The sequence below is a fragment of the Streptomyces sp. NPDC048659 genome, assembly GCF_040650575.1.
GTDB lineage: Bacteria > Actinomycetota > Actinomycetes > Streptomycetales > Streptomycetaceae > Streptomyces.
The window spans coordinates 35806-54626 of the sequence record NZ_JBEZHM010000026.1 but is presented as its reverse complement, the minus strand read 5'-3'; the positions used below and the strand labels follow the sequence as shown (position 1 = coordinate 54626).

Annotated in this window: 21 protein-coding genes; 13 read left to right on the top strand and 8 right to left on the bottom strand. The window is 75.0% G+C overall.

The features are described 5' to 3' along the window. Positions 1–224: 224 nt before the first annotated feature. Positions 225–446: a helix-turn-helix domain-containing protein gene (locus AB0C99_RS20890; RefSeq protein WP_006123601.1), complete on the top strand. Its 222-nt coding sequence runs from the start codon at positions 225–227 to the stop codon at positions 444–446. Between the two features lie 129 nt (positions 447–575). Continuing rightward, positions 576–1376 carry an enoyl-CoA hydratase/isomerase family protein gene (locus AB0C99_RS20885; RefSeq protein WP_362476931.1) on the top strand — a complete coding sequence of 267 codons (801 nt, stop codon included), beginning with the start codon at positions 576–578 and terminating at the stop codon, positions 1374–1376. Positions 1377–1451: 75 nt separating this feature from the next. On the opposite strand, the gene AB0C99_RS20880 is transcribed toward AB0C99_RS20885, so the two are convergent. Further along, entirely contained in the window at positions 1452–2102 is a 651-nt protein-coding gene (locus AB0C99_RS20880) for a hypothetical protein (protein WP_362476929.1), read from the bottom strand. A gap of 120 nt (positions 2103–2222) precedes the next feature. On the opposite strand from AB0C99_RS20880, the gene AB0C99_RS20875 reads away from it, so the two are divergent. Genes AB0C99_RS20875 through amaP form a run of 5 tightly spaced genes read left to right on the top strand, consistent with a single transcriptional unit; the run spans position 2223 to position 4538 of the window. Continuing rightward, positions 2223–2678: an Asp23/Gls24 family envelope stress response protein gene (locus tag AB0C99_RS20875; RefSeq protein WP_362476927.1), complete on the top strand. Its 456-nt coding sequence runs from the start codon at positions 2223–2225 to the stop codon at positions 2676–2678. A 30-nt stretch (positions 2679–2708) separates the two neighbouring features. Then, positions 2709–2900, top strand: a complete 192-nt coding sequence (locus tag AB0C99_RS20870) for a hypothetical protein (protein WP_362476925.1) — start codon at positions 2709–2711, stop codon at positions 2898–2900. Positions 2901–2906: 6 nt separating this feature from the next. After that, positions 2907–3269: an Asp23/Gls24 family envelope stress response protein gene (locus tag AB0C99_RS20865; protein WP_362476923.1), complete on the top strand. Its 363-nt coding sequence runs from the start codon at positions 2907–2909 to the stop codon at positions 3267–3269. Then, on the top strand, positions 3266–3940 hold the full coding sequence (locus AB0C99_RS20860) for a DUF6286 domain-containing protein (protein ID WP_362476921.1): 675 nt from the start codon (positions 3266–3268) through the stop codon (positions 3938–3940). Before AB0C99_RS20865 ends, AB0C99_RS20860 begins: the two co-directional genes overlap by 4 nt. Before the next feature lie 4 nt (positions 3941–3944). Next, a complete protein-coding gene (amaP, locus tag AB0C99_RS20855; protein ID WP_362476920.1) occupies positions 3945–4538 on the top strand; it encodes an alkaline shock response membrane anchor protein AmaP in 594 nt (197 codons plus the stop codon). A 15-nt stretch (positions 4539–4553) separates the two neighbouring features. On the opposite strand, the gene AB0C99_RS20850 is transcribed toward amaP, so the two are convergent. The 7 genes from AB0C99_RS20850 to AB0C99_RS20820 all read right to left on the bottom strand — a co-directional run bounded on the left by AB0C99_RS20850 (position 4554) and on the right by AB0C99_RS20820 (position 12916). Then, positions 4554–5309 carry an SDR family oxidoreductase gene (locus AB0C99_RS20850; RefSeq protein WP_362476918.1) on the bottom strand — a complete coding sequence of 252 codons (756 nt, stop codon included), beginning with the start codon at positions 5307–5309 and terminating at the stop codon, positions 4554–4556. 4 nt (positions 5310–5313) lie between these two features. Then, the gene (locus AB0C99_RS20845) at positions 5314–7104 is read right to left on the bottom strand and encodes a glycoside hydrolase family 15 protein (protein ID WP_362476917.1); all 1791 of its coding nucleotides are present in this window, start codon (positions 7102–7104) and stop codon (positions 5314–5316) included. 39 nt (positions 7105–7143) lie between these two features. Next, positions 7144–7947: an SURF1 family protein gene (locus AB0C99_RS20840; protein ID WP_362476915.1), complete on the bottom strand. Its 804-nt coding sequence runs from the start codon at positions 7945–7947 to the stop codon at positions 7144–7146. A gap of 81 nt (positions 7948–8028) precedes the next feature. After that, on the bottom strand, positions 8029–8262 hold the full coding sequence (locus tag AB0C99_RS20835) for a hypothetical protein (RefSeq protein WP_362476913.1): 234 nt from the start codon (positions 8260–8262) through the stop codon (positions 8029–8031). Between the two features lie 64 nt (positions 8263–8326). Beyond that, positions 8327–9301 (bottom strand): DEDDh family exonuclease, encoded by a 975-nt coding sequence (locus AB0C99_RS20830; RefSeq protein ID WP_362476911.1) that lies wholly within the window; start codon positions 9299–9301, stop codon positions 8327–8329. Positions 9302–9420: 119 nt separating this feature from the next. Then, positions 9421–12063, bottom strand: coding sequence for an MXAN_6230/SCO0854 family RING domain-containing protein (locus AB0C99_RS20825; RefSeq protein WP_362477006.1), 2643 nt, complete (start codon positions 12061–12063; stop codon positions 9421–9423). 205 nt (positions 12064–12268) lie between these two features. After that, positions 12269–12916 (bottom strand): helix-turn-helix domain-containing protein, encoded by a 648-nt coding sequence (locus AB0C99_RS20820; RefSeq protein WP_362476909.1) that lies wholly within the window; start codon positions 12914–12916, stop codon positions 12269–12271. Between the two features lie 100 nt (positions 12917–13016). Here AB0C99_RS20820 and AB0C99_RS20815 point away from each other — a divergent pair, with 100 nt between their 5' ends. The 6 genes from AB0C99_RS20815 to AB0C99_RS20790 all read left to right on the top strand — a co-directional run bounded on the left by AB0C99_RS20815 (position 13017) and on the right by AB0C99_RS20790 (position 18776). Continuing rightward, positions 13017–13832, top strand: coding sequence for an acetoacetate decarboxylase family protein (locus tag AB0C99_RS20815; protein ID WP_362476907.1), 816 nt, complete (start codon positions 13017–13019; stop codon positions 13830–13832). Next, the gene (locus AB0C99_RS20810) at positions 13832–14716 is read left to right on the top strand and encodes an SDR family NAD(P)-dependent oxidoreductase (RefSeq protein ID WP_362476905.1); all 885 of its coding nucleotides are present in this window, start codon (positions 13832–13834) and stop codon (positions 14714–14716) included. Before AB0C99_RS20815 ends, AB0C99_RS20810 begins: the two co-directional genes overlap by 1 nt. Positions 14717–14728: 12 nt before the next feature. Then, positions 14729–16021 (top strand): amidohydrolase family protein, encoded by a 1293-nt coding sequence (locus AB0C99_RS20805; RefSeq protein ID WP_362476903.1) that lies wholly within the window; start codon positions 14729–14731, stop codon positions 16019–16021. Next, positions 16018–17244, top strand: coding sequence for an amidohydrolase family protein (locus AB0C99_RS20800; RefSeq protein WP_362476901.1), 1227 nt, complete (start codon positions 16018–16020; stop codon positions 17242–17244). The genes AB0C99_RS20805 and AB0C99_RS20800 overlap by 4 nt, the downstream gene beginning before the upstream one ends. A gap of 24 nt (positions 17245–17268) precedes the next feature. Continuing rightward, complete coding sequence (locus AB0C99_RS20795) at positions 17269–17982, top strand: VIT family protein (RefSeq protein WP_362476899.1); 714 nt, start codon at positions 17269–17271, stop codon at positions 17980–17982. 62 nt (positions 17983–18044) lie between these two features. Then, entirely contained in the window at positions 18045–18776 is a 732-nt protein-coding gene (locus AB0C99_RS20790; RefSeq protein WP_362476897.1) for a lysoplasmalogenase, read from the top strand. Positions 18777–18821: the final 45 nt, after the last annotated feature.

Here is an 18821-nt window from a genome sequence, read left to right as displayed (position 1 = left end):
GCTCGCGCCGTACTGGTGTTCCCGTCGCGTCGCTGACCTGGTACTTCCCGGGCGAGAGGGGCCGGTGGGCGTCCCGAGGCGCAGCGGATGAGCCCCTTCCGCTCCCGCCGTCCGCCGCCGTACGCGCCAAGCCGATGGCACGGACCTTGTCGAATGGGTGGCCAGGAAGTCCGAGAGGGGTGATCATGAGAAGTCCAGAGCGCACTTCCCATGAGGAGGCACGGGTGGCCGAGACTCTGAAGAAGGGCAGCCGGGTGACCGGCGCCGCGCGCGACAAGCTCGCGGCAGACCTGAAGAAGAAGTACGACTCCGGTGCGAGCATCCGGGCGCTGGCCGAGGAAACCGGCCGCTCCTACGGATTCGTCCACCGGATGCTCAGCGAGTCCGGAGTCACGCTGCGGGGACGCGGCGGAGCGACACGGGGCAAGAAAGCCGCCTCGGCCTGACATCGGGGCGGCCCCACCGGTCCACCGGGTCTCCGGTGACCACCCGGTCGGACGTCTGACCGGCCGGGTGGTTACTGTGCAGTCACTTAGCATCGGCTGACGTGCTGCACCGGAACCGGAGGCGCCCCCATGACAACGCTCGACGACTCTGAGCTCGTTTTCGACAAGGACGGTGTACGGCTCACCGTCGAGGACGCCGTTGCCACGGTGACCCTGACCAACCCGGCGAAGCGCAACGCCCAGTCTCCCGCTCTGTGGCGGGCGTTGACGGAGGCCGGCCGGTCACTTCCGGGCAGCGTGCGGGTCGTGGTGCTGCGCGGTGAGGGCGTGTCCTTCTCCGCGGGGCTCGACCGGCAGGCGTTCACGCCCGAGGGCTTCGACGGAGAGCCGTCCTTCCTGGAGATGGCGCGCGGGTCCGACGCGGACCTCGACGCGCTCATCGCCGAGTACCAGGAGGCGTTCACCTGGTGGCGCCGCAGCGACCTCGTGTCGATCGCGGCCGTCCAGGGCCACGCCATCGGCGCGGGCTTCCAGCTCGCGCTCGCCTGCGACCTGCGGGTCGTCGCCGACGACGTGCGGTTCGCCATGCGCGAGACCAGCCTGGGCCTGGTCCCGGACCTCACCGGCACGCATCCCCTGGTCTCCCTCGTGGGCTACGCCCGCGCGCTGGAGATCTGCGCCACCGGCCGGTTCGTCCACGCCGAGGAGGCCGAGCGCATCGGCCTGGCCAACATCGCCGTGCCCGCCGCCGAGCTCGACGCGACGGTACGGGACCTCGGCGCCGCGCTGCTCGCCGCGCCGCGCTCCGCCCTCATCGAGACCAAGGCGCTGCTCCAGGGCGCCTCGGGGCGCTCGTACGAGGAGCAGCGCACCGCCGAGCGCGCCGCCCAGGCCCGCCGACTGCGCGACCTCGCGGGCCTCGGCGACTGATCCCGGCGGGCCCGGGCAGCTCGGCAGTCCCGGCCGGACCGTCCGGCCCGGCTGGACCGGCAGGGTCCCGCCCGCTCAGCGCAGCTCCGACACCACCACCGTGACCGTCTCCGCCTCAGGGGCGGCGGCGGTCACGGCCGTGCGGACGGCGCGGGCCACGTCCAGCGCCCGCCGCCCCGCCGTCACCGCGACCTCGACCCGCAGGTCCCCGGCGACGCGCAGGACCGGGTCCCCGTAGACATCCGTGAGGGCCGCCACGCCCTCGACGGCGAGCGCGGCGAGGGCCGCCGGGTCCACGGGCGCCGGGGGCGAGGTTCCCCCGGCCGGCGGAGCGGGGTCCACCGGATCCGGCGGAGTGTCCAGCAGCTCCGTCACCCGCAGGTCCACCCCCGCCACCACCAGGCCGAACGTCTCCTCGGCCGCCCGCAGCAGCGCCGCCCGCAGCCGGGCCGCGAGCTGCGGCAGCGGGCGCCCCGCGACCGCCGCGAACGCCACGGAGACGCCCAGCTCCCCGGGCGGCAGCCCGCCCGGGGGCACCGGGAACGGCGCCTCCGCCGCCGCCACCGCGAGCCGGAACCTCGGCGGCTCCGGCACCGTGCCCCGTACCGCCCGCGCCGCCCCGGCGAGCACCTCCCGCACCGTGCGCTCCGCGATCCACGCCCCGTCCGCCGGGGCGCCGAGCGGCAGCAGCCGGTCCGTCGCGCGTCCCATCTCCACCGTCGTCATCGCCCCAGCCTGCCGCATCCCCGGCGCGAGACCGGGCAAGCGCCCTTAGTGTGGGCAAATAAGGCAAAAGCCTCATGGTCCTCACGCGGGTGACGGGCCTCCACGGAAGGGCGGACGGTGATGGCCGACAGCACGCATTCCGACCAGCAGACCTCGGTGACCAAGCGCGGCGGCGGCGATCCCGCCACCCGGGGACGGACCACGATCGCCGACGGGGTCGTCGAGAAGATCGCCGGGCTGGCCGCGCGCGATGTCGTCGGCGTCCACGCCATGGGCAGCGGACTCTCCCGCACCCTCGGCGCGGTCCGCGACCGCGTCCCCGGCGGGGGCGGCGGCAAGTCCGGCGTCACGCGCGGGGTGAAGGCCGAGGTCGGCGAGGTGCAGACCGCCCTCGACCTGGAGATCGTCGTCGACTACGGCGTCTCCATCGCCGACGTCGCCGGCGCCGTCCGGGAGAACGTCATTGCCGCCGTGGAGCGGATGACCGGCCTGGAGGTCGTCGAGGTCAACATCGCCGTCAGCGACGTGAAGCTGCCGGACGACGAGGACGAGGAGCCGGAGTCGCGGCTCCAGTAGCCGACGGCACGACGAGGGAAAGGGCTCAGCATGAGCATGGCTGGGGTCGGCCTGGTGGCCGGCATGGCGCTCGGCTTCGCCGGGTACTTCGGCGGCTTCGGAGCGTTCCTCCTGGTCGCCGCGCTGGGGGCGATCGGCTTCGTGGCCGGGCGCTTCCTCGACGGGGACCTGGAGTTCGGGGACCTGTTCCGGGGCCGCGAGCGCGACGACCGGCGGAGGTGACCCGGGGTGGCAGCGGACCTGGCCCGGGACCGGGTGGGGGCGGCCCGGCGCGGCGCCACCACGATCGCCGACCGCGTCGTGGCCAAGATCGCCGCGCAGGCGGCGCGTGAGGCCCTGGACACCGTCCCCAAGGGCGCGACCCGGCCGCACGCCTCGGTGGTCGTCCACCGGGACAGCGCCCGGGTGTCGGTCAGCCTCGAACTCGGCTACCCCTCCGACCTCGGCCGCCAGTGCGGCGCGGTACGCGGCCGGGTCCGCCGACGGGTCGAGGAGCTGGCGGGTCTGGAGGTCCACGAGGTCGCCGTCCACGTGGAGAAGCTGCACTCCGCGCACACCGCCCAGGACAAGACCCGGGAGCGCCTGCGATGACCTCCCCGACGGACCGCGGCCCCGACCCGGACCCGGACCCGACGGCCGCCCCCGGCGCCGTGCCCGTGCTCACCGCGGACGACGCCGGCACCGGACCCGGCGACCCGGGCTCGGGCGACGGCCGGGCCGCCGCGCGGCGGTTCTGGGCGGTGCGGCGGATCCCCGCCGCCCTCGTCGCCGCCGTGCTGCTCGGCGCCGCCGGACTGTTCCTCTACGACATCGCGGCCGTCCGCGCCGGGCACACCGCGATGGCCTGGCGCCGCTCCCTCGCCGACGGCCTCGCCACCCGCCCGCTCGACGACACCGCCGTCCTCGCCGGCGCCGGGATCGCCGCCGCCCTCGGCCTCTGGCTGCTGCTGCTCGCCCTCACCCCGGGCCTGCGCGCCGTCCTGCCGATGCGCCGCGACCACCCCGACGTGCGCGCCGGGCTCGACCGCGAGGCAGCCGCGCTCGCCCTGCGCGACCGGGCCATGGAGGTGTCCGGCGTGCAGTCCGTACGGGTCAGGATGGGCCGCGCCAAGGCCGCCGTACGCGCGGTCTCGCACTTCCGCGAACTCGACGAGGTCCGCGCCGACCTGGAGCAGGTCCTCACCACCGGCATCGGCGAGCTCGGCCTCGCCCGCCCGCCGGCCCTGACGGTACGGGTGGCCCGGCCGCCCAGGAAGGGGTGACGGCGTGACCGTCGTGCCCGTACTCCGCCGCGTCAACCGGACCGTGCTCGCCCTCGCCGGACTGCTGCTCCTCGCGGGCGGCGGCGCCGTGCTCGCGGCCGGCCTCGGCCTGTCCGTCCCGTCCTGGTGGCCCTGGTCGGGCCCCGACGACGTCCTGCTCACCCGCGCCCAGCGGCAGCACTGGCGCGCCGACGGCTGGTGGTGGCCCGTGGTCATCGCCGCCCTCGGGGTCCTCGTGCTGCTCGCCCTGTGGTGGCTGATCGCCCAGTTCCGCCGCGCCCGCCTCGCCGAGGTCCTCGTCGACACCGGCGACGGCGAGGCGGCCGTGCTGCGCGGCCGGGCCCTGGAGGCCGTCCTGGAGGCCGACGCGACGGCCCAGGAGGGCGTCGCCCGGGCCAAGGTCGCCCTCACCGGCCGCCGCACCGCGCCCCGTACCCGCGTCGCGCTCCTCCTGGAGCCCTACGCCGCCCCCGCCGACGCGCTCACCGCCCTCTCGGCCGAGGCGCTGGGCAACGCCCGTACCTCGGCCGGCCTCGCCGCGCTGCCGGCCGAGGCCCGGCTGCGCGCCGTCAAGCACCGCGCCCGCCGGGTCAACTGACCGCCGCTCCGCGGCTCAGAAACCGCCGCGCGCCCCGCCGTCCACCGGCAGCATCACGCCCGTCAGATACGAGGCGGCGGGGGAGAGCAGGAACGCAGCCGTCCGCCCGAACTCCTCCGGCGTGCCGTAGCGGCGCAGCGGGATCCGCCCCTCGTTCGCCGCGCGCGACGCCTCGGCGTCCCCGGACAGCGCGTCCAGCGAACGCACCCGGTCGGTGTCGATCCGGTTCGGCAGCAGCCCGACCACCCGGATGCCGCGCGGGCCCAGGTCGTTGGCGAGCGACTTCGCGAACCCGGCGAGCCCCGGGCGCAGCCCGTTGGAGATGGTCAGCCCCGCGATCGGCTCGTGCACCGACGCCGACAGCACGAAGCCGATCACCCCGCCCGCCGGCAGCACGTCCGCCGCCGCGCGGGCCAGCCGCACCGCGCCCAGGAACACCGTGTCGAAGGCGGTCGCCCACTGCGCGTCCGTGTTCTCCGCGGCGAAGCCCGGCGCGGGACCGCCGACGCTGATCAGCACCCCGTCCAGGCCGCCGAACCTTGCCCGCGCCTCCGCGAACAGCCGCTCGGGCGTCCCCGGGTCGGCGTTGTCGGCGGCGAGCCCCGCCGCGCCCGCGCCGAGCTCCTTCACCGCCGCGTCGACCGCGGCCTGCTCGCGCCCGGTGACCAGCACCTTCGCGCCCTCCGCGAGCAGCGCCTCGGCGGAGGCCCGGCCGAGCCCCCGCGTCGCGCCGGTCACCACGTACACCCGGTCCCTCAGTCCAAGATCCATGGGCCTATCCTGCCGCCTCCGGCTCCGCCGCGGCCAGCGCGAGCGCCGTGCCCACCAGACCGATGTGGCTGAACGCCTGCGGGAAGTTCCCGAGCTGCCGCCCGGCCCCCGGGTCGTACTCCTCCGCCAGCAGCCCCACGTCGCTGCACAGCCCGAGCAGCCGCTCGAACAGCGCCCGCGCCTCCTCGGTCCGCCCGGTCAGCCGCAGCGCGTCCGCCAGCCAGAACGAGCAGACCAGGAACGTGCCCTCGTCGCCCGGCAGCCCGTCCACCGCGGCGCCCTCCGCCGAATAGCGGCGCACGAAACCGTCCTGCGTCAGCTCCGCCCGTACCGCGTCCACCGTCCCGACCACCCGGGGATCGTCCGGCGGCAGGAAGCCGACCTGCGGGATCAGCAGCGTCGCCGCGTCCAGCTCGCGCGAGCCGTACGCCTGCGTGAAGGTGTTGCGCACCGGGTCGTAGCCCTTCTCGCAGACCTCCGCGTGGATCTCGTCCCGCAGCGCCCGCCAGCGCGCCACGTCGCCCGGCAGCCCCGGCTCGGCCTCCAGGGTGCGCACCGCCCGGTCGGCCGCCACCCAGGCCATCACCTTGGAGTGGACGAAGTGGCGGCGCGGGCCGCGCACCTCCCACAGCCCCTCGTCGGGCTCGCGCCAGTGCGACTCCAGGAAGCCGAGCAGGCTCAGCTGGAGGTTCCAGGCGTGCCGCTCGGCGGGGATCCCGGCCTCCCGGGCACGGCTCAGCGAGTCCATCACCTCGCCGTACACGTCGAGCTGGAACTGCTCGACGGCCGCGTTCCCCACCCGCACCGGCGCCGACTCGGCGTAGCCGCGCAGCCAGGGCAGCGTCGTCTCGGGCAGCCGCCGCTCGCCGGCCGGCCCGTACATGATCTGGAGGTCGGCCGGGTCGCCGGCCACCGCGCGCAGCAGCCAGTCCCGCCAGGCCGCCGCCTCCTCCACGTACCCGGCGGACAGCAGCGCGCCGAGGGTGAGCGAGGAGTCGCGCAGCCAGCAGGCCCGGTAGTCCCAGTTCCGCACCCCGCCCAGCTCCTCGGGCAGCGAGGTGGTCGGGGCGGCGACGATGCCGCCGGTCGGGGCGTAGGTGAGGGCCTTCAGGGTGATCAGCGAGCGCACCACCGCGTCCCGGTAGGGCCCCTCGTAGGTGCAGCGCGATGTCCAGTCCCGCCAGTCGGCGAGGGTCTGTTCCAGCGCCGTGAAGGGGTCCACCAGCGGGGGGCGCCGCTCGTGCGAGGGATGCCAGGTGAGGACGAAGGCGACCTCCTCGCCCGCGGCCACGGTGAAGGAGGAGCAGGTCGAGAACTGCTGCCCCCAGGTCTTCACCGGCGGCTCGCTGCGCAGCCACACCGCGTCGGGCCCGGCGACGGCGACCCGGTGGCCCTGGGAGCGGCGCATCCACGGCACGATCGAGCCGTAGTCGAAGCGCAGCCGCAGCACGCCGCTCATCTCGACGCTGCCGCTGACCCCCCGGACGATCCGGATGAGGTCGGGGGCCCTGTCCCGCTGCGGCATGAAGTCGACGACCTCGACGGTGCCGGTACGGGTCTCCCAGCGGGTCTCCAGGACCAGGCTGTCCTCCGCGTAGCGGCGGCCGGTGCAGGTCCCGGCGCCCTTGGGCGCGATCCGCCAGTGGCCGTTGTCCTCGTCGCCGAGGAGCGCGGCGAAACAGGCGGCCGAGTCGAAGCGGGGCAGGCACAGCCAGTCGACCGAGCCGTCCCGGCCGACGAGCGCGGCGGTCTGGAGGTCACCGATGAGGGCGTAGGCGTCGATACCTTGCGTCACGCTCTGGGCTGTTCCCGGAAGCGGCGAAGGTCAATCAGCTCAGGCGGGCGCCCCGGCGGGCTCGGGAGCCCCGTCCGCCGTCTCGGCCCGCGCCGCGGCGGCCCTGCGGTCGCGCACCTCGCGGCGCACCAGGATCACCCAGCCGACCGGCACCCCGGCGGTGAAGAGCCACCACTGGACGGCGTACGCCATGTGCGCGCCGATCGAGTCGTGGTCGGGCTCGGGGATCAGCTCGGGGGAGTCCCCGGCGGGCTCGGGCGCGGTCTGCTCGATGTAGCCGCCGAGCACGGTCTTCCCGATGAGCGCCGCCTGCTGCTCGCTGCTGATCAGCATGACCTGCCGGTCGGGCAGCCCCTTGAGGTCCTTGATGCCGCTGGCGCCGGTCGTCTCGTCGGCCTTGAGCCGCCCGCTGACGGTGACCTGCCCGCGCGGGGCGGGCGGCACCTGGGGGAAGGAGCGCTGGTCGTCGGCGTTGGGCACCCAGCCCCGGTTGACCAGGACGATCCTGCCGTCCTGGAGGACGAGCGGGGTGAGCACGTGCACGCCGACCCGGTCGTCGGCGGAGGTGCGGCGGCGGACGACGACCTCGTGGGCCGTGTCGAAGGTGCCGGTGGCGGTCACCTGGCGCCAGTAGTCGGCGCGCGGGACGGTGTGGCCCGGGGAGGTCAGCTCCTCGACGGGGACGGCCCGGGCCCTCAGGTTGTCCTCGATCAGCGCGTTCTGGGCGACCCGGCGTTCGTGCCGGTGGAACTGCCAGAAGCCCAGCTCGATCATCGTGGGGATGAGGACGAGGGCGACGAGGGTGAGGATCACCCACTGCCGGGACAACAGGAAGCGGTACACCCCATGACGGTACAACTCGTGCCATGGGGTGCCCGCAGGGGGGTTGCCAGATCGTTTCCTCAGGGGGAGGGTCCGGCCGCGTCACACCCGGTCGACGATCCCCGCCCTCCCCTCCGCGCGGGCGCAGTGCGCCCCGCAGTACCAGTTGCCCTCGACCTCGACCCCCTGGCCGATGATCTGGACCCGGCAGTGCTCACAGATGGGCGCCATGCGGTGGATGGCGCAGGAGAAGCAGTCGAAGACGTGCACCGCGCCCTGCGCGTGCACCTCGAAGGACATCCCGTAATCGTTTCCGCAGACCTCGCAACGTGCCATGCGCCACAGGGTGCGGCCGGGGGCGGGCGGCGGGCGGGCGGCGCGCCCGGCCCGCCGCGGCCCGTCACTCGTCTGCCGGGGCCACGTCCCGCAGCAACTGGGTGTACGCGGCCTCGTCGACGACCGGGGTGCCGAAGGACTTCGCCTTCACGGTCTTGGAGGTCGCCGAGTCCGGGTCGTTGGTCACCAGCAGGCTGGTGACGCGGGACACGCTGGTCGCGACGTGCAGCCCGGCCTCGACCGTGCGGTCCTCCAGGAGCTCGCGGTCGACGGAGGTGTCGCCGGAGAACGCCACCCGCATCCCCTGCTTGAGCGGCTTGTCCGTCTCGTAGCGCCCCGGGTTCGGATACGGGCAGGCCGGCCGCTTGCGGGAGGGCCGCCAGCTCGTCTGCCGGTACCCGCCCTGATAGCCGATCCGCGGCTGCGCCGGGGCCGAGGCCCACTCGGTCAGCGGGCGGCACTCCAGGAGCGGGAGGCGTACGTTCCGCTCGGCGGCGGCGTGCAGGCTCGGCCGGAACGCCTCGGCGAGCACCCGCGCGTCGTCCAGCGCGTTGTGCGCCCGCTGCTGCACCACGCCGAAGTGCGCGGCGAGCGACTCCAGCTTGTGGTTGGGCAGCGGCAGGGCCAGCTCCTTGGAGAGCGCGATGGTGCACAGCCGCTGCCGCACCGGCGCGGCGCGGTCGGCGCGCGCGTACTCGCGGGCGATCATCTGCCAGTCGAACATCGCGTTGTGCGCGACGAGCACCCGCCCGTCGAGCCGCGCCGAGAACTCCTCGGCGATCTCCGGGAACAGCGGCGCCCCCGCGAGCACGTCGCTGGTCAGCCCGTGGATCCACACCGGACCGGGGTCCCGCTCGGGATTGACGAGCGTGTACCAGTGGTCCTCGACGTTGCCCTGGACGTCCAGCCGGTAGACGGCAGCCGACACTATCCGGTCGTCGCGGGCGAGTCCGGTGGTCTCCACGTCGACGACCGCGTACCCCTGTGGGTAGGCGGCCGGCCACGTCGCTGCTGTCGTACGGTCGTCGAGCATGGTCACTGAGAATACGGGCCGCCGCCGACAGTGCGGGCCCCGGTGTCCGTTTCCCGGCCGGAAGGCGCCGCTTCCGGGGGAGTTGGCGCCCGTCCCGCGCGGCGCCCGCCCGCCCCGCCCGCGCCTCAGCCCAGCTCGGCCACGAGGTCGCCGGCCGCCGCCGGGGCGAGGCCGCCGCCGTCCACCGGGCCGGGCAGCAGCCGGTACACCGTCCCGGTCGCCCCGGCCGGGGCGACGTCGCCGTCGAGGAGGGCCAGGAAGGCGTGCCGGCCGGCCGCTGCCCGCGCGGCGAGGGCCGGGCCGTCGTCCGTCGGGTGCCGCAGCTCCGGCGGCCCGCCGCGCCGGATCCGGTCCGCGAAGCACACCACCGGTTCGTCCGCGCCCCGCCGGTACTCCGCGACCTCGTCGCCCAGCGGGCCCCGGCCGCGCCGGAGCACGTGCACCGCGTCCGTGCGGGCGGCCGCGTGCCACACCGCCAGGTCCCACAGGGTCGTGCGCCCGGTCGCGAAGTAATCGTGCAGGTCCCGGCCCACCCGGCCGAGGTCCTCGCTGTGCGCGCGCACGCTCTGGAAGCCCTCGGCGGGCGGCAGGTGCAGGTCCGTCCAGAGGAAGGTGCGGTGCTCCAGGTCGACCAGCATGGGCACATGGATGCGAGCGTCACCGGCCAGGTCGTACCGCTGACGCACCGTCCGCGGGTCGTACGTCGCGTCCCGGCCCTCCCGGGACGGCAGGGCCATGAAGCCGGCGAAGGCGTCGAGGAGCTGCTCGAACGCCACGTTGTTGTAGCTGAGGACGATCGGCATGGCGAACCGCACCCCGGCGGCCGACAGTTCCGCGAGGTCCAGGTCGGCGTACTCGGTCGCGCCGTCCGGCGCGGGCGCCGAGGTCAGGTCGCCGGAGTGGACCACCGCCCGCTTCCCGAAGACCAGGTTGGTGTAGTCGCACAGTCCCGCGAACGACCAGTCCGCCGTGAACAGCGCCACCGACAGGTCCAGGTCGACCCGGATCCGCGGGGGCTCCGTCCAGTGCAGGAACATCCGCAGCACCTCGCCGCGCGGCAGCGGCTGCGTCGACCCGCGCGGCACCGACACCAGCGCCTGCGCCGCGGCGCCCTCGGCGGACGGCACGGCGAGCCCCGAGAGGTCCGCGTCGAGCACGGCCGTCTCGAAGCGCGGCGCCCCGGCGAGCCGGCGCAGCACCTCCGCCTCCAGGAGCGCGCACACCCCGGAGACCAGCGCGGGCGGCAGGGGCGGGCGGGTGTCGTCCAGGGAGTAGGCGTGCGTGACCCGGCCGCGCGGGAAGAACACCCGCCGGTCGCCCGGAAGGTCCCGGATCCGCAGCCGGCCCAGCGCGGCGAGCAGCGGTCCCGGGCCCGCGCCCGCGAGGGCGCCGCCGAGGACCTCGGCGAGCCGGGGCCACGGCTCCTCGGCGGGCCGCAGCCGCAGCAGGTGGTCGAGGCGGCGCAGCAGTTCGCCGGGGCGCCCGGCGAGCAGCCCGAGCGCGGTGTCGGCGTCCCGGGCGGCGAGCGCGGCCTCCACCCGGCCGGTCCAGGTGTCGGGCTTGATCCGGTCGCCGTCGACGCGCACGGCCTCGGGGTGCGCGGCGGCGGTCCGGCGCAGCGCCGCGCCGAGCGGGCCGTCCGCGCCGGTGTCCGGGTCGCGCAGGGGGGTGCCGCGCAGCACGGCGAAGGCGAGCGCCGCCCGGGGGTGCCGTTCGTGCGCCTCGAAGGGGTGGAGCACCTCGGCGGCCTTCTTCCACAGGCCGGGGTGGCGGCGCAGGTCCTCGACGAGCGAGGTGACGGCGAAGCCGTCGAGGACGCCGAGCAGCAGCCGGCGCAGGGAGCGGGGCATCGAGCGGAAGCGGCGCGGTTCGAGGAGGTCGGCCCCGCCGCCGGACCGGACGGCGAGCAGCCGGAGCACGTCGGTGGCGGTGGTGAGCCGCTGTCCGAGCAGGGCGGTGGCCGCGTCCCGGGTGGCGGGCTCGCGCAGCAGGGTGCCGAGCACCAGGGCCTTGGTCTCCCGTACGGGGATGTCGGCGGGCAGCCAGTCCAGGCCGGCGGGCGCGTGGGCGAGGAGCAGGGTGACGTCGTCGCGGTCGTCGGGCGGCAGCGGGGTGCGCCGGGCGAGCAGGGTGAGGAGCACCCGTACGACGTCGGCGGGCAGGTCGCGGCCGAGGGCGAGCAGCCGGAGCGGACCGGCGGCGGTCTCGGGTTCCCCGGCGGGCTCCGCGGGCGCGGGCGCGGCGGTCCGGGGTGTCAGGAAGGGGTCGGCGGGGTCGATTCTGCGGTGGCAGAGCGGGCAGGCGCTGTAGTCGGCGCCGTCCCAGCAGGTCCGGCAGACCAGATGGGCGCAGGGGGCGACCGGGTGGACCGTGCCGGTCTCGCCGCAGCGCACGCACGGCTGCTCGGGCCACTGGAGCAGCAGGGCGAGGACCCGGTCGACGTACAGCCCGAAGGTGTCGTCGGGGACGGAGGCCGGGAACGAGCGGAACAGCGGCATGTGGGGCCGGTCCACGCCGAGTTCGGCGTCGAGGGCGCCGAGCAGGCGGCGGCCCGCGTCGCCGAGTCCGGTGGGCCCCAGCCAGCCGAGCGTGGCGCGCAGTTCGGCGCCGGGGGCGTAGCCGCGGTCGAGGAGTTCGGCCTCCAGGGCGGCGAGGCCCTCGGTGGTGGGCGGGTCGCCGGGGCGGGGCCCGGGCTGGTCGACGTAGACCGTGCGCAGACGGCGCAGCAGGACGGACGACACGACGGACGGGACCGGCGACGGGACCACCGACAAAAAGGGGCTCCTGGGGGAGGGGGAAAGGAGAAGCGGGGGCGGGGAGTGAGCGCGCTACGGGTGTCATAGAAAGAGTGAGAAGGAAGCACGCTTGCGGAGCCGCCCCCGCATGACGTCACCGTAGGACGGAACGGCGGCCGGGGGCCACCGAATTAACGCGCGGGGCCCGTGCCGACGCCCGGGCAGCCACGCGCGGGCGTCAACGCGCGGGCCCGTCCGCCCCGCCCAGCAGCCCCGCCACCAGCGCCCGCACCATGCTCCTGAACAGGGCTTCCGCGTCGACCGGGGCCGTGAGTGCGCGCGCGAGCTCGGGGTCCGACTCCGCGGTCGCGGCGCCCTCGCCCGCCGCCCACAGCTCCGGCTCCCCCGGCGACTGGGCCGGTGAGCGTTCGCGGTTGCGTTCCACCAGGACGTGGCCGACGACCTGGAACTGGACCGCCCGCACCAGCTCCGCCGCGCGGGCGCCGCGCAGGCCCGCCGCGTGGGCCTCGTGGATCAGGGCGCGCTGGGCGGGCAGGAACATGCGTTCCGTCAGGCCCCGTTCGTGGACCATCGCCACCAGGTGCGGCCGGTCCCGCAGGGCGCGGCGCAGCAGCAGGGCGACCGAGACGATCCGCGCGGCCGGGTCCGCGCCGCGCGGGCGCAGGGTGCCGAGGTCGGCGACGGTGCGTTCGACGAGCGCGTCGAGCAGCGACTCCCGGTTGCCGACGTGCCAGTAGATCGAGGTCACGGCGGTGCCGAGCTCGGCGGCTAGGCGGCGCATGGTGAGCGCGGCGGGGCCGTGCTCCTTCACCAGGGCCGCCGCGGCGGCCAGTACCTCGTCGCGGCTCAGTGCGGTGCGTGCCATCTCGGGTCCCCCAACTCCTTTGCGTGCACGGCTCTTTACCCTTCCGGGCCGTCGGTGTAACTGTGTTACAGGCCGATACGTTCCCGAAAGGCGGTACGTCATGGCACGAGTACGGTACGGGGCGCGCACCGAGGCGGAGATCGCCGCGACCCGCGAGAAGAGCGCGGGGCTCCCCGACATCTGGTCCACCGGAGTGGTCGCCGTCTGGGAGACGGACCCCGACGTCGTGGCGGCCGTCCTGCCGCCCCCGCTCAAGCCCACCGCGCGCCCGCTGGTGCGCGTCAACATCAGCAAGGTCGACCTGCCCGGCTATCCGCTCGGCGCCGGCTCCGTCGCCGTCTCCGCCGCCCACGGCGATGTCGAGGGCTGGTACCCGCTGGTCATGCCGATGACCCACGAGCGCGCCCTGACCGGCGGGCGCGAGGTCTTCGGCGAGCCCAAGAAGCTGGGCGAGGTCCTCGTCGAGCGCGACGGGCTCACCGTCCGCGCCTCGCTCGCCCGGCACGGCATCGCCTTCGTCGAGGTGCGCGGCGCCGTCTCCGGCGCCCTGCCGCTGCCCGAGCCGGCCGAGAAGACCGACTTCTACTTCAAGTTCCTGCCCTCCGTGGACGGCGCGGGCACCGGCTTCGACACCGACCCCGTCCTCGTCCACTGCGTCCGCAACGAGAAGGTCCGCCGCCTGGAGCGGATCACCGGCGACATCGTGCTGCGCGAGTCGATGTACGACCCGGTCGCCGACCTCCCGGTGCGCCGCCTCGTCGAGATCACCATCGGCGAGAAGACCACCGACCAGAAGGGCCGCGTCGTCGAACGGGTCAGCGCCCAGGCCCTGTTGCCCTACGTCCACCAGCGCTACGACGACCCCCGGCAGATCCTCGACGCGCCGCCCGAGGGCGCCGAGGGAGGGCGGGCCTGATGGAGCTGCGAGAGGGACAGGTCGCCGTCGTCACCGGCGCCGCCAGCGGCATCGGGCTCGCCATGGCCCGCCGCTTCGCCGCCGAGGGCCTCGCCGTCGTCCTCGGCGACGTCGAGGAGGCCGCGCTGGCCAAGGCCGCCGAGGAGCTGATGGCCGACGGGGCGCAGATCCTCGCCCGTACCGTCGACGTCGGCGACGCCGACTCCGTACGGGCCTTCGCCGACGCCGCGTTCGACACCTTCGGCGCCGTCCACGTGCTCTGCAACAACGCGGGTGTCGGCTCCGGCGCCGAGGGCCGCATGTGGGAGCACGAACCCAACGACTGGAAGTGGGCCTTCGCGGTCAACGTGTGGGGCGTCTTCCACGGCGTCCAGGCGTTCGTCCCCCGGATGATCGCGGGCGGCGCGCCCGGCCACGTCGTCAACACCTCCTCCGGCGACGGCGGCATCGCCCCGCTGCCCACCGCCTCCGTCTACGCCGTGACGAAGTCCGCCGTCGTCACCATGACCGAGTCGCTCTACGCCCACCTCAAGGCGGAGGGCGCCGCCGTCGGCGCCTCCGTCCTCTTCCCCGGCCCGCACATGCTCCGCACCGGCCTGTGGGAGTCGCACCGCAACCGGCCCGACCGCTTCGCCAAGGAGCGCCCGCGCCGGACCCCGTACCGCAGCCTCGACCAGTGGGAGTCGGCCATGAAGGAGGCCGGGCACGAGATCGCCTTCACCCCGGTCGAGGAGGTCGCCGAGCACGTCGTGGACGGCATCCGGGCCGACCGCTTCTGGATGCTGCCGGCCAGCGAGCACAGCGACCGGCAGATCAGGGCGCGCTCGCAGTCGATGCTCGACCGCGCCAACCCGTCGTACCTGGAGAGCTTCATCCTCGACTGAGAGGGCCTGGCCATGAGTCACGAGGACCCGTATCTGATCATCTCGTCCGACTGTCACGCCGGGCTCCCGACCGAGGAGTACCGGCCCTATCTCGAATCCCGCTTCCACCGCGCCTTCGACGAGTTCCTCGCCGGGCGCCAGGCCCGCCGCGAGGCCATGACCCGGCTCGGGGTGCGCAACGAGGCGTTCGCCGACAAGTGGTTCCGCGAGAACGAGGAGGGGCTGCGGGGCGGCTGGGACACCGCCCAGCGGCTCAAGGAGCTCGACGGCGACGGGGTGGCCGCCGAGGTCGTCTTCCCCGACGCGGACGCCGTCGACAGCCAGACCGCCGCGCCCTTCGGCGTCGGCCTCGGGCTCTCCGGCGACCAGGACCCCGAGCTCGGCATGGCGGGCGCCAAGGCGCACAACCGCTGGCTCGCCGACTTCGTCTCCCGCAACCCCGAACGCCACTGCGGCGTCGCCCTGCTGCCCGTCACCGCCGACCCCGCCGAGGTCGTCGCCGAGATCCACCGCGCCAAGGAGTCCGGGCTCGGCGCGCTGATGATCCCCTCCATGTGGGTCGACAAGGCGCCCTACCACGACCGGCGTTACGACCCGGTGTGGGCCGCCGCAGCGGAGACCGCGATGCCGGTGGTGACCCACTCGGGCGCCGCGCCGCGCGAGGAGTACGGCGACCACCTCGGCATCTACGTCTCCGAGGTGACGTTCTGGCCCGCCCGCCCGCTGTGGTTCCTGCTCTGGTCCGGGGCGTTCGAGCGGCACCCGGGGCTGCGCTTCGGCGTCGCCGAGTCCGGCTGCTGGTGGCTGCCGAACCTGCTGTGGTTCATGGACCGCCTCTACCTCGGCGCGCACGGCGGCAAGAAGCTCTCGCCGTTCGCGGAGATGAAGCGCCCGCCCAGCGAGTACCTGGACCGCCAGATGTTCGTCTGCGCCACCAACACCAAGCGCCGCGAACTCGCCCAGCGGTACGAGATCGGCGTCGACAACATCCTCTGGGGCTCCGACTTCCCCCACCCGGAGGGCACCTGGCCCGACACCCGGAACTGGCTGCGGCGGACCTTCCACGACATCCCGGTCGAGGAGACCCGGCGGATGCTGGGCCTGGCGGCGGCGGAGGTCTTCGGCTTCGACGTGGCGAAACTGGCGCCGATCGCCCGGCGCGTCGGCCCCACCCCCGCCGACCTCGGCCAGTCCCCCGACCAGGCGGCGGTGGAGGCGTCCTGGGCCCGCTCGCGCGAGGTCGGCCGGCACTGGCTGACCGACCACGACTTCCCGGTCCTCGGCACGACGGGGGGCGCGCCGTGACCGACCGCTACACGGTGATCTCCGCCGACTGCCACGCCGGCGCGGACCTCCTCGACTACAAGCCGTACCTGGAGAAGAAGCACCACGACGACTTCGACTCCTGGGCGGCGGCCTACGTCAACCCGTACGAGGACCTGCTCGCCGACACCGCCGACCGCAACTGGAACTCGCAGCGGCGGCTGCGCGAGCTGGAGGCGGACGGCATCGTCGCCGAGGTCGTCTTCCCCAACACCATCCCGCCGTTCTTCCCCAAGGCGTCCCTGATGGCGCAGCCGCCCACCCGCGACGAGTACGAGCGGCGCTGGGCCGGACTCCAGGCGCACAACCGCTGGCTCGCCGACTTCTGCGCGGACGCGCCGGGGCGGCGGGCGGGGGTGGCGCAGATCCTGCTCAACGACGTGGACGCGGCGGTCGCCGAGATCCGCCGCACCCGCGAGGCGGGCCTGACCGGCGGCATCCTGCTCCCCGGCGTCCCGCCCGGCTCGCCCGTCCCGGAGCTGTACGCGGCGGCGTACGACCCGATCTGGGCGGTCTGCGCGGAGCTGGACGTGCCGGTCAACCACCACGGCGGCTCCGCCTCCCCGCCGCTGGGCGACGAACCGGCCGCCCGCGCGGTCTTCATGGTGGAGACCACCTGGTTCTCCCACCGGGCCCTGTGGCACCTGATCTTCGGCGGCGCCTTCCGCCGCCACCCGGACCTGAAGCTGGTCCTCACCGAGCAGGGCTCGGGCTGGATCCCGGGTGTGCTGCGGATGCTGGACTACTACCACGACCGCCTGGTCGCGGCCTCGACGAAGGCGTCCACGGCCGAGTCGAAGTTCGGCGCGGGCCTCGCGGAGTCCATGGGCAAGGGCCCGAGCGCGGTCTGGCGGGACAACTGCTTCGTCGGCGCCAGCTTCATGCGCCCGCACGAGGTGCCGCTGCGCGAGCGGATCGGCCTCGACAAGATCATGTGGGGCAGCGACTACCCGCACGACGAGGGCACCACCCCGTACTCCCGCGAAGGGCTCCGCATCGCGTACGCGGGCCTGCCCCGGGAGGAGGTCGCCGCCATGGTCGGCGGCAACGCGGCCCGCGTCTACGGCTTCGACCTGCGCCTCCTCGACGCGCTGGCCGCCGTCCACGGCCCGACCGTCGAGGAGATCGCCGAGCCGCTGAAGGAGGTCCCGGCGGGCGCCACCAGCCCCGCGTTCGCGCTGGGCGGGTCGGTCCGCGTCTGGTGAGCCGCCGGGTGCGACCCTCCTGAGGTGACCGAAACCCCCGCGCACGACGAGGCCCACGGCGGCGGCCTCGGCTCCCGTCTCAACTGGCTCCGGGCCGCCGTGCTCGGAGCCAACGACGGAGTCGTCTCCACCGCGGGCCTCGTCGTCGGCGTGGCGGGCGCGACCGGCTCCCAGTCCGCCCTCCTCACCGCGGGCCTCTCCGGCCTCCTGGCCGGCTCGATGTCGATGGCGGCGGGGGAGTACGTCTCGGTCTCCACCCAGCGCGACTCCGAGGTGGCCGCCCTCGCCCAGGAACGCCGCGAACTCCAGGAGCGGCCGGAGGCCGAACTCGCGGAGCTCACCGGCCTCCTGACGGACCACGGCCTCTCCCCGTCCGTCGCCCGCGAGGCCGCCGAACAGCTCACCGCCCGCGACGCCCTGAAGGCCCACGCCCGCGTCGAACTCGGCATCGACCCCGACGCCCTCACCAACCCCTGGCACGCGGCGGGCGCCAGCTTCCTCGCCTTCACGGTCGGCGCCCTCCTCCCGCTCCTGGCGATCGTCCTGCCCCCCGCCCCGACCCGCCTGTGGATCACCGTCCTCTCGGTCCTCGCCGCCCTCACCCTCACCGGCTGGTGGAGCGCCCGCCTGGGCGCCGCCCCACCGGGCCGCGCGATCCTGCGCAACGTGGGCGGGGGCGCGCTGGCGATGGCGGTGACGTACGGGGCGGGGTCGGTGCTGGGGGCGGCGGGGGTGTGACCTCGCCTACTTGTCGGTAACCCCCCTGTTCGCCCCCCGCCCCCGCCCGTACCGTCGTCCGCATGCCGCACCCGTACCGCCCCCTCGCCGACCCTGGCGACCGGCCCGCCGACCACCCCGCCACCCCTCCGGCCCCCGCGCCCGCCTCCCGCCTGAGCCGGGTGCTGCTGGGGGTGTTCCTGCTGGCCGTCGTGGTGGATCTCGGGTCGCTGCTGTTCGGGGTGGAGGCCGGGCATCTGGGGGCGAAGCCGGTGCTCATGGTGGTGCTCGCCGGGTACGTGGTGAGCCGGCGGGGGCCGGGGGTGCTGGTCGCCGCGTTGCTGTTCGGGTGGGGCGGGGACGTGTTCCTGCTGTCCGGTGCGGACTGGGCGTTCCTCGTCGGCATGGGGTGCTTCGCCGTCGGGCACGTCTGCTACCTGGTGCTGTTCGGGCGACGGCGGACGAGCGGGGTGCGCGCGGCGGTCTACGGCGTCGTGCTGCTCGGGGCCGTCCTGGCGCTGTGGCCGGGGCTCCCCGCCGAGCTGCGGGTGCCCGTCGCCGGGTACTCGCTGCTGCTCACCGCCATGGCGTACCGGGCCGGCTCGCTCGGGCCGCCCGCGGCGGCCGGGGGCGCGCTGTTCCTGCTGTCCGACCTGCTCATCGCCACCGGCGTGGCCGGCTGGCCGCAGCTGCCGGCGCCCGGCTTCTGGGTCATGGCGACCTACATCGCCGCCCAGTGCCTGCTCACCGAGGGGGCGCTCCGGGCGACGTACGGTGACCGTCGTACAAAAGCCGTCGCGATCAATGTACGGTGAACGTCGTACAAGAGTCTGAGCGGCACCGCTCCGAGCACAGCAGGG

Bases quoted from the DNA above. Each gene is read 5' to 3' on its own strand.
- AB0C99_RS20885 (WP_362476931.1), top strand. From the start codon at position 576: ATGACAACGCTCGACGACTCTGAGCTCGTTTTCGACAAGGACGGTGTA.
- AB0C99_RS20880 (WP_362476929.1), bottom strand. From the start codon at position 2,102: ATGACGACGGTGGAGATGGGACGCGCGACGGACCGGCTGCTGCCGCTC.
- AB0C99_RS20875 (WP_362476927.1), top strand. From the start codon at position 2,223: ATGGCCGACAGCACGCATTCCGACCAGCAGACCTCGGTGACCAAGCGC.
- AB0C99_RS20870 (WP_362476925.1), top strand. From the start codon at position 2,709: ATGAGCATGGCTGGGGTCGGCCTGGTGGCCGGCATGGCGCTCGGCTTC.
- AB0C99_RS20860 (WP_362476921.1), top strand. From the start codon at position 3,266: ATGACCTCCCCGACGGACCGCGGCCCCGACCCGGACCCGGACCCGACG.
- AB0C99_RS20850 (WP_362476918.1), bottom strand. From the start codon at position 5,309: ATGGATCTTGGACTGAGGGACCGGGTGTACGTGGTGACCGGCGCGACG.
- AB0C99_RS20835 (WP_362476913.1), bottom strand. From the start codon at position 8,262: ATGGCACGTTGCGAGGTCTGCGGAAACGATTACGGGATGTCCTTCGAG.
- AB0C99_RS20820 (WP_362476909.1), bottom strand. From the start codon at position 12,916: ATGGCACGCACCGCACTGAGCCGCGACGAGGTACTGGCCGCCGCGGCG.
- AB0C99_RS20815 (WP_362476907.1), top strand. From the start codon at position 13,017: ATGGCACGAGTACGGTACGGGGCGCGCACCGAGGCGGAGATCGCCGCG.
- AB0C99_RS20810 (WP_362476905.1), top strand. From the start codon at position 13,832: ATGGAGCTGCGAGAGGGACAGGTCGCCGTCGTCACCGGCGCCGCCAGC.
- AB0C99_RS20805 (WP_362476903.1), top strand. From the start codon at position 14,729: ATGAGTCACGAGGACCCGTATCTGATCATCTCGTCCGACTGTCACGCC.
- AB0C99_RS20790 (WP_362476897.1), top strand. From the start codon at position 18,045: ATGCCGCACCCGTACCGCCCCCTCGCCGACCCTGGCGACCGGCCCGCC.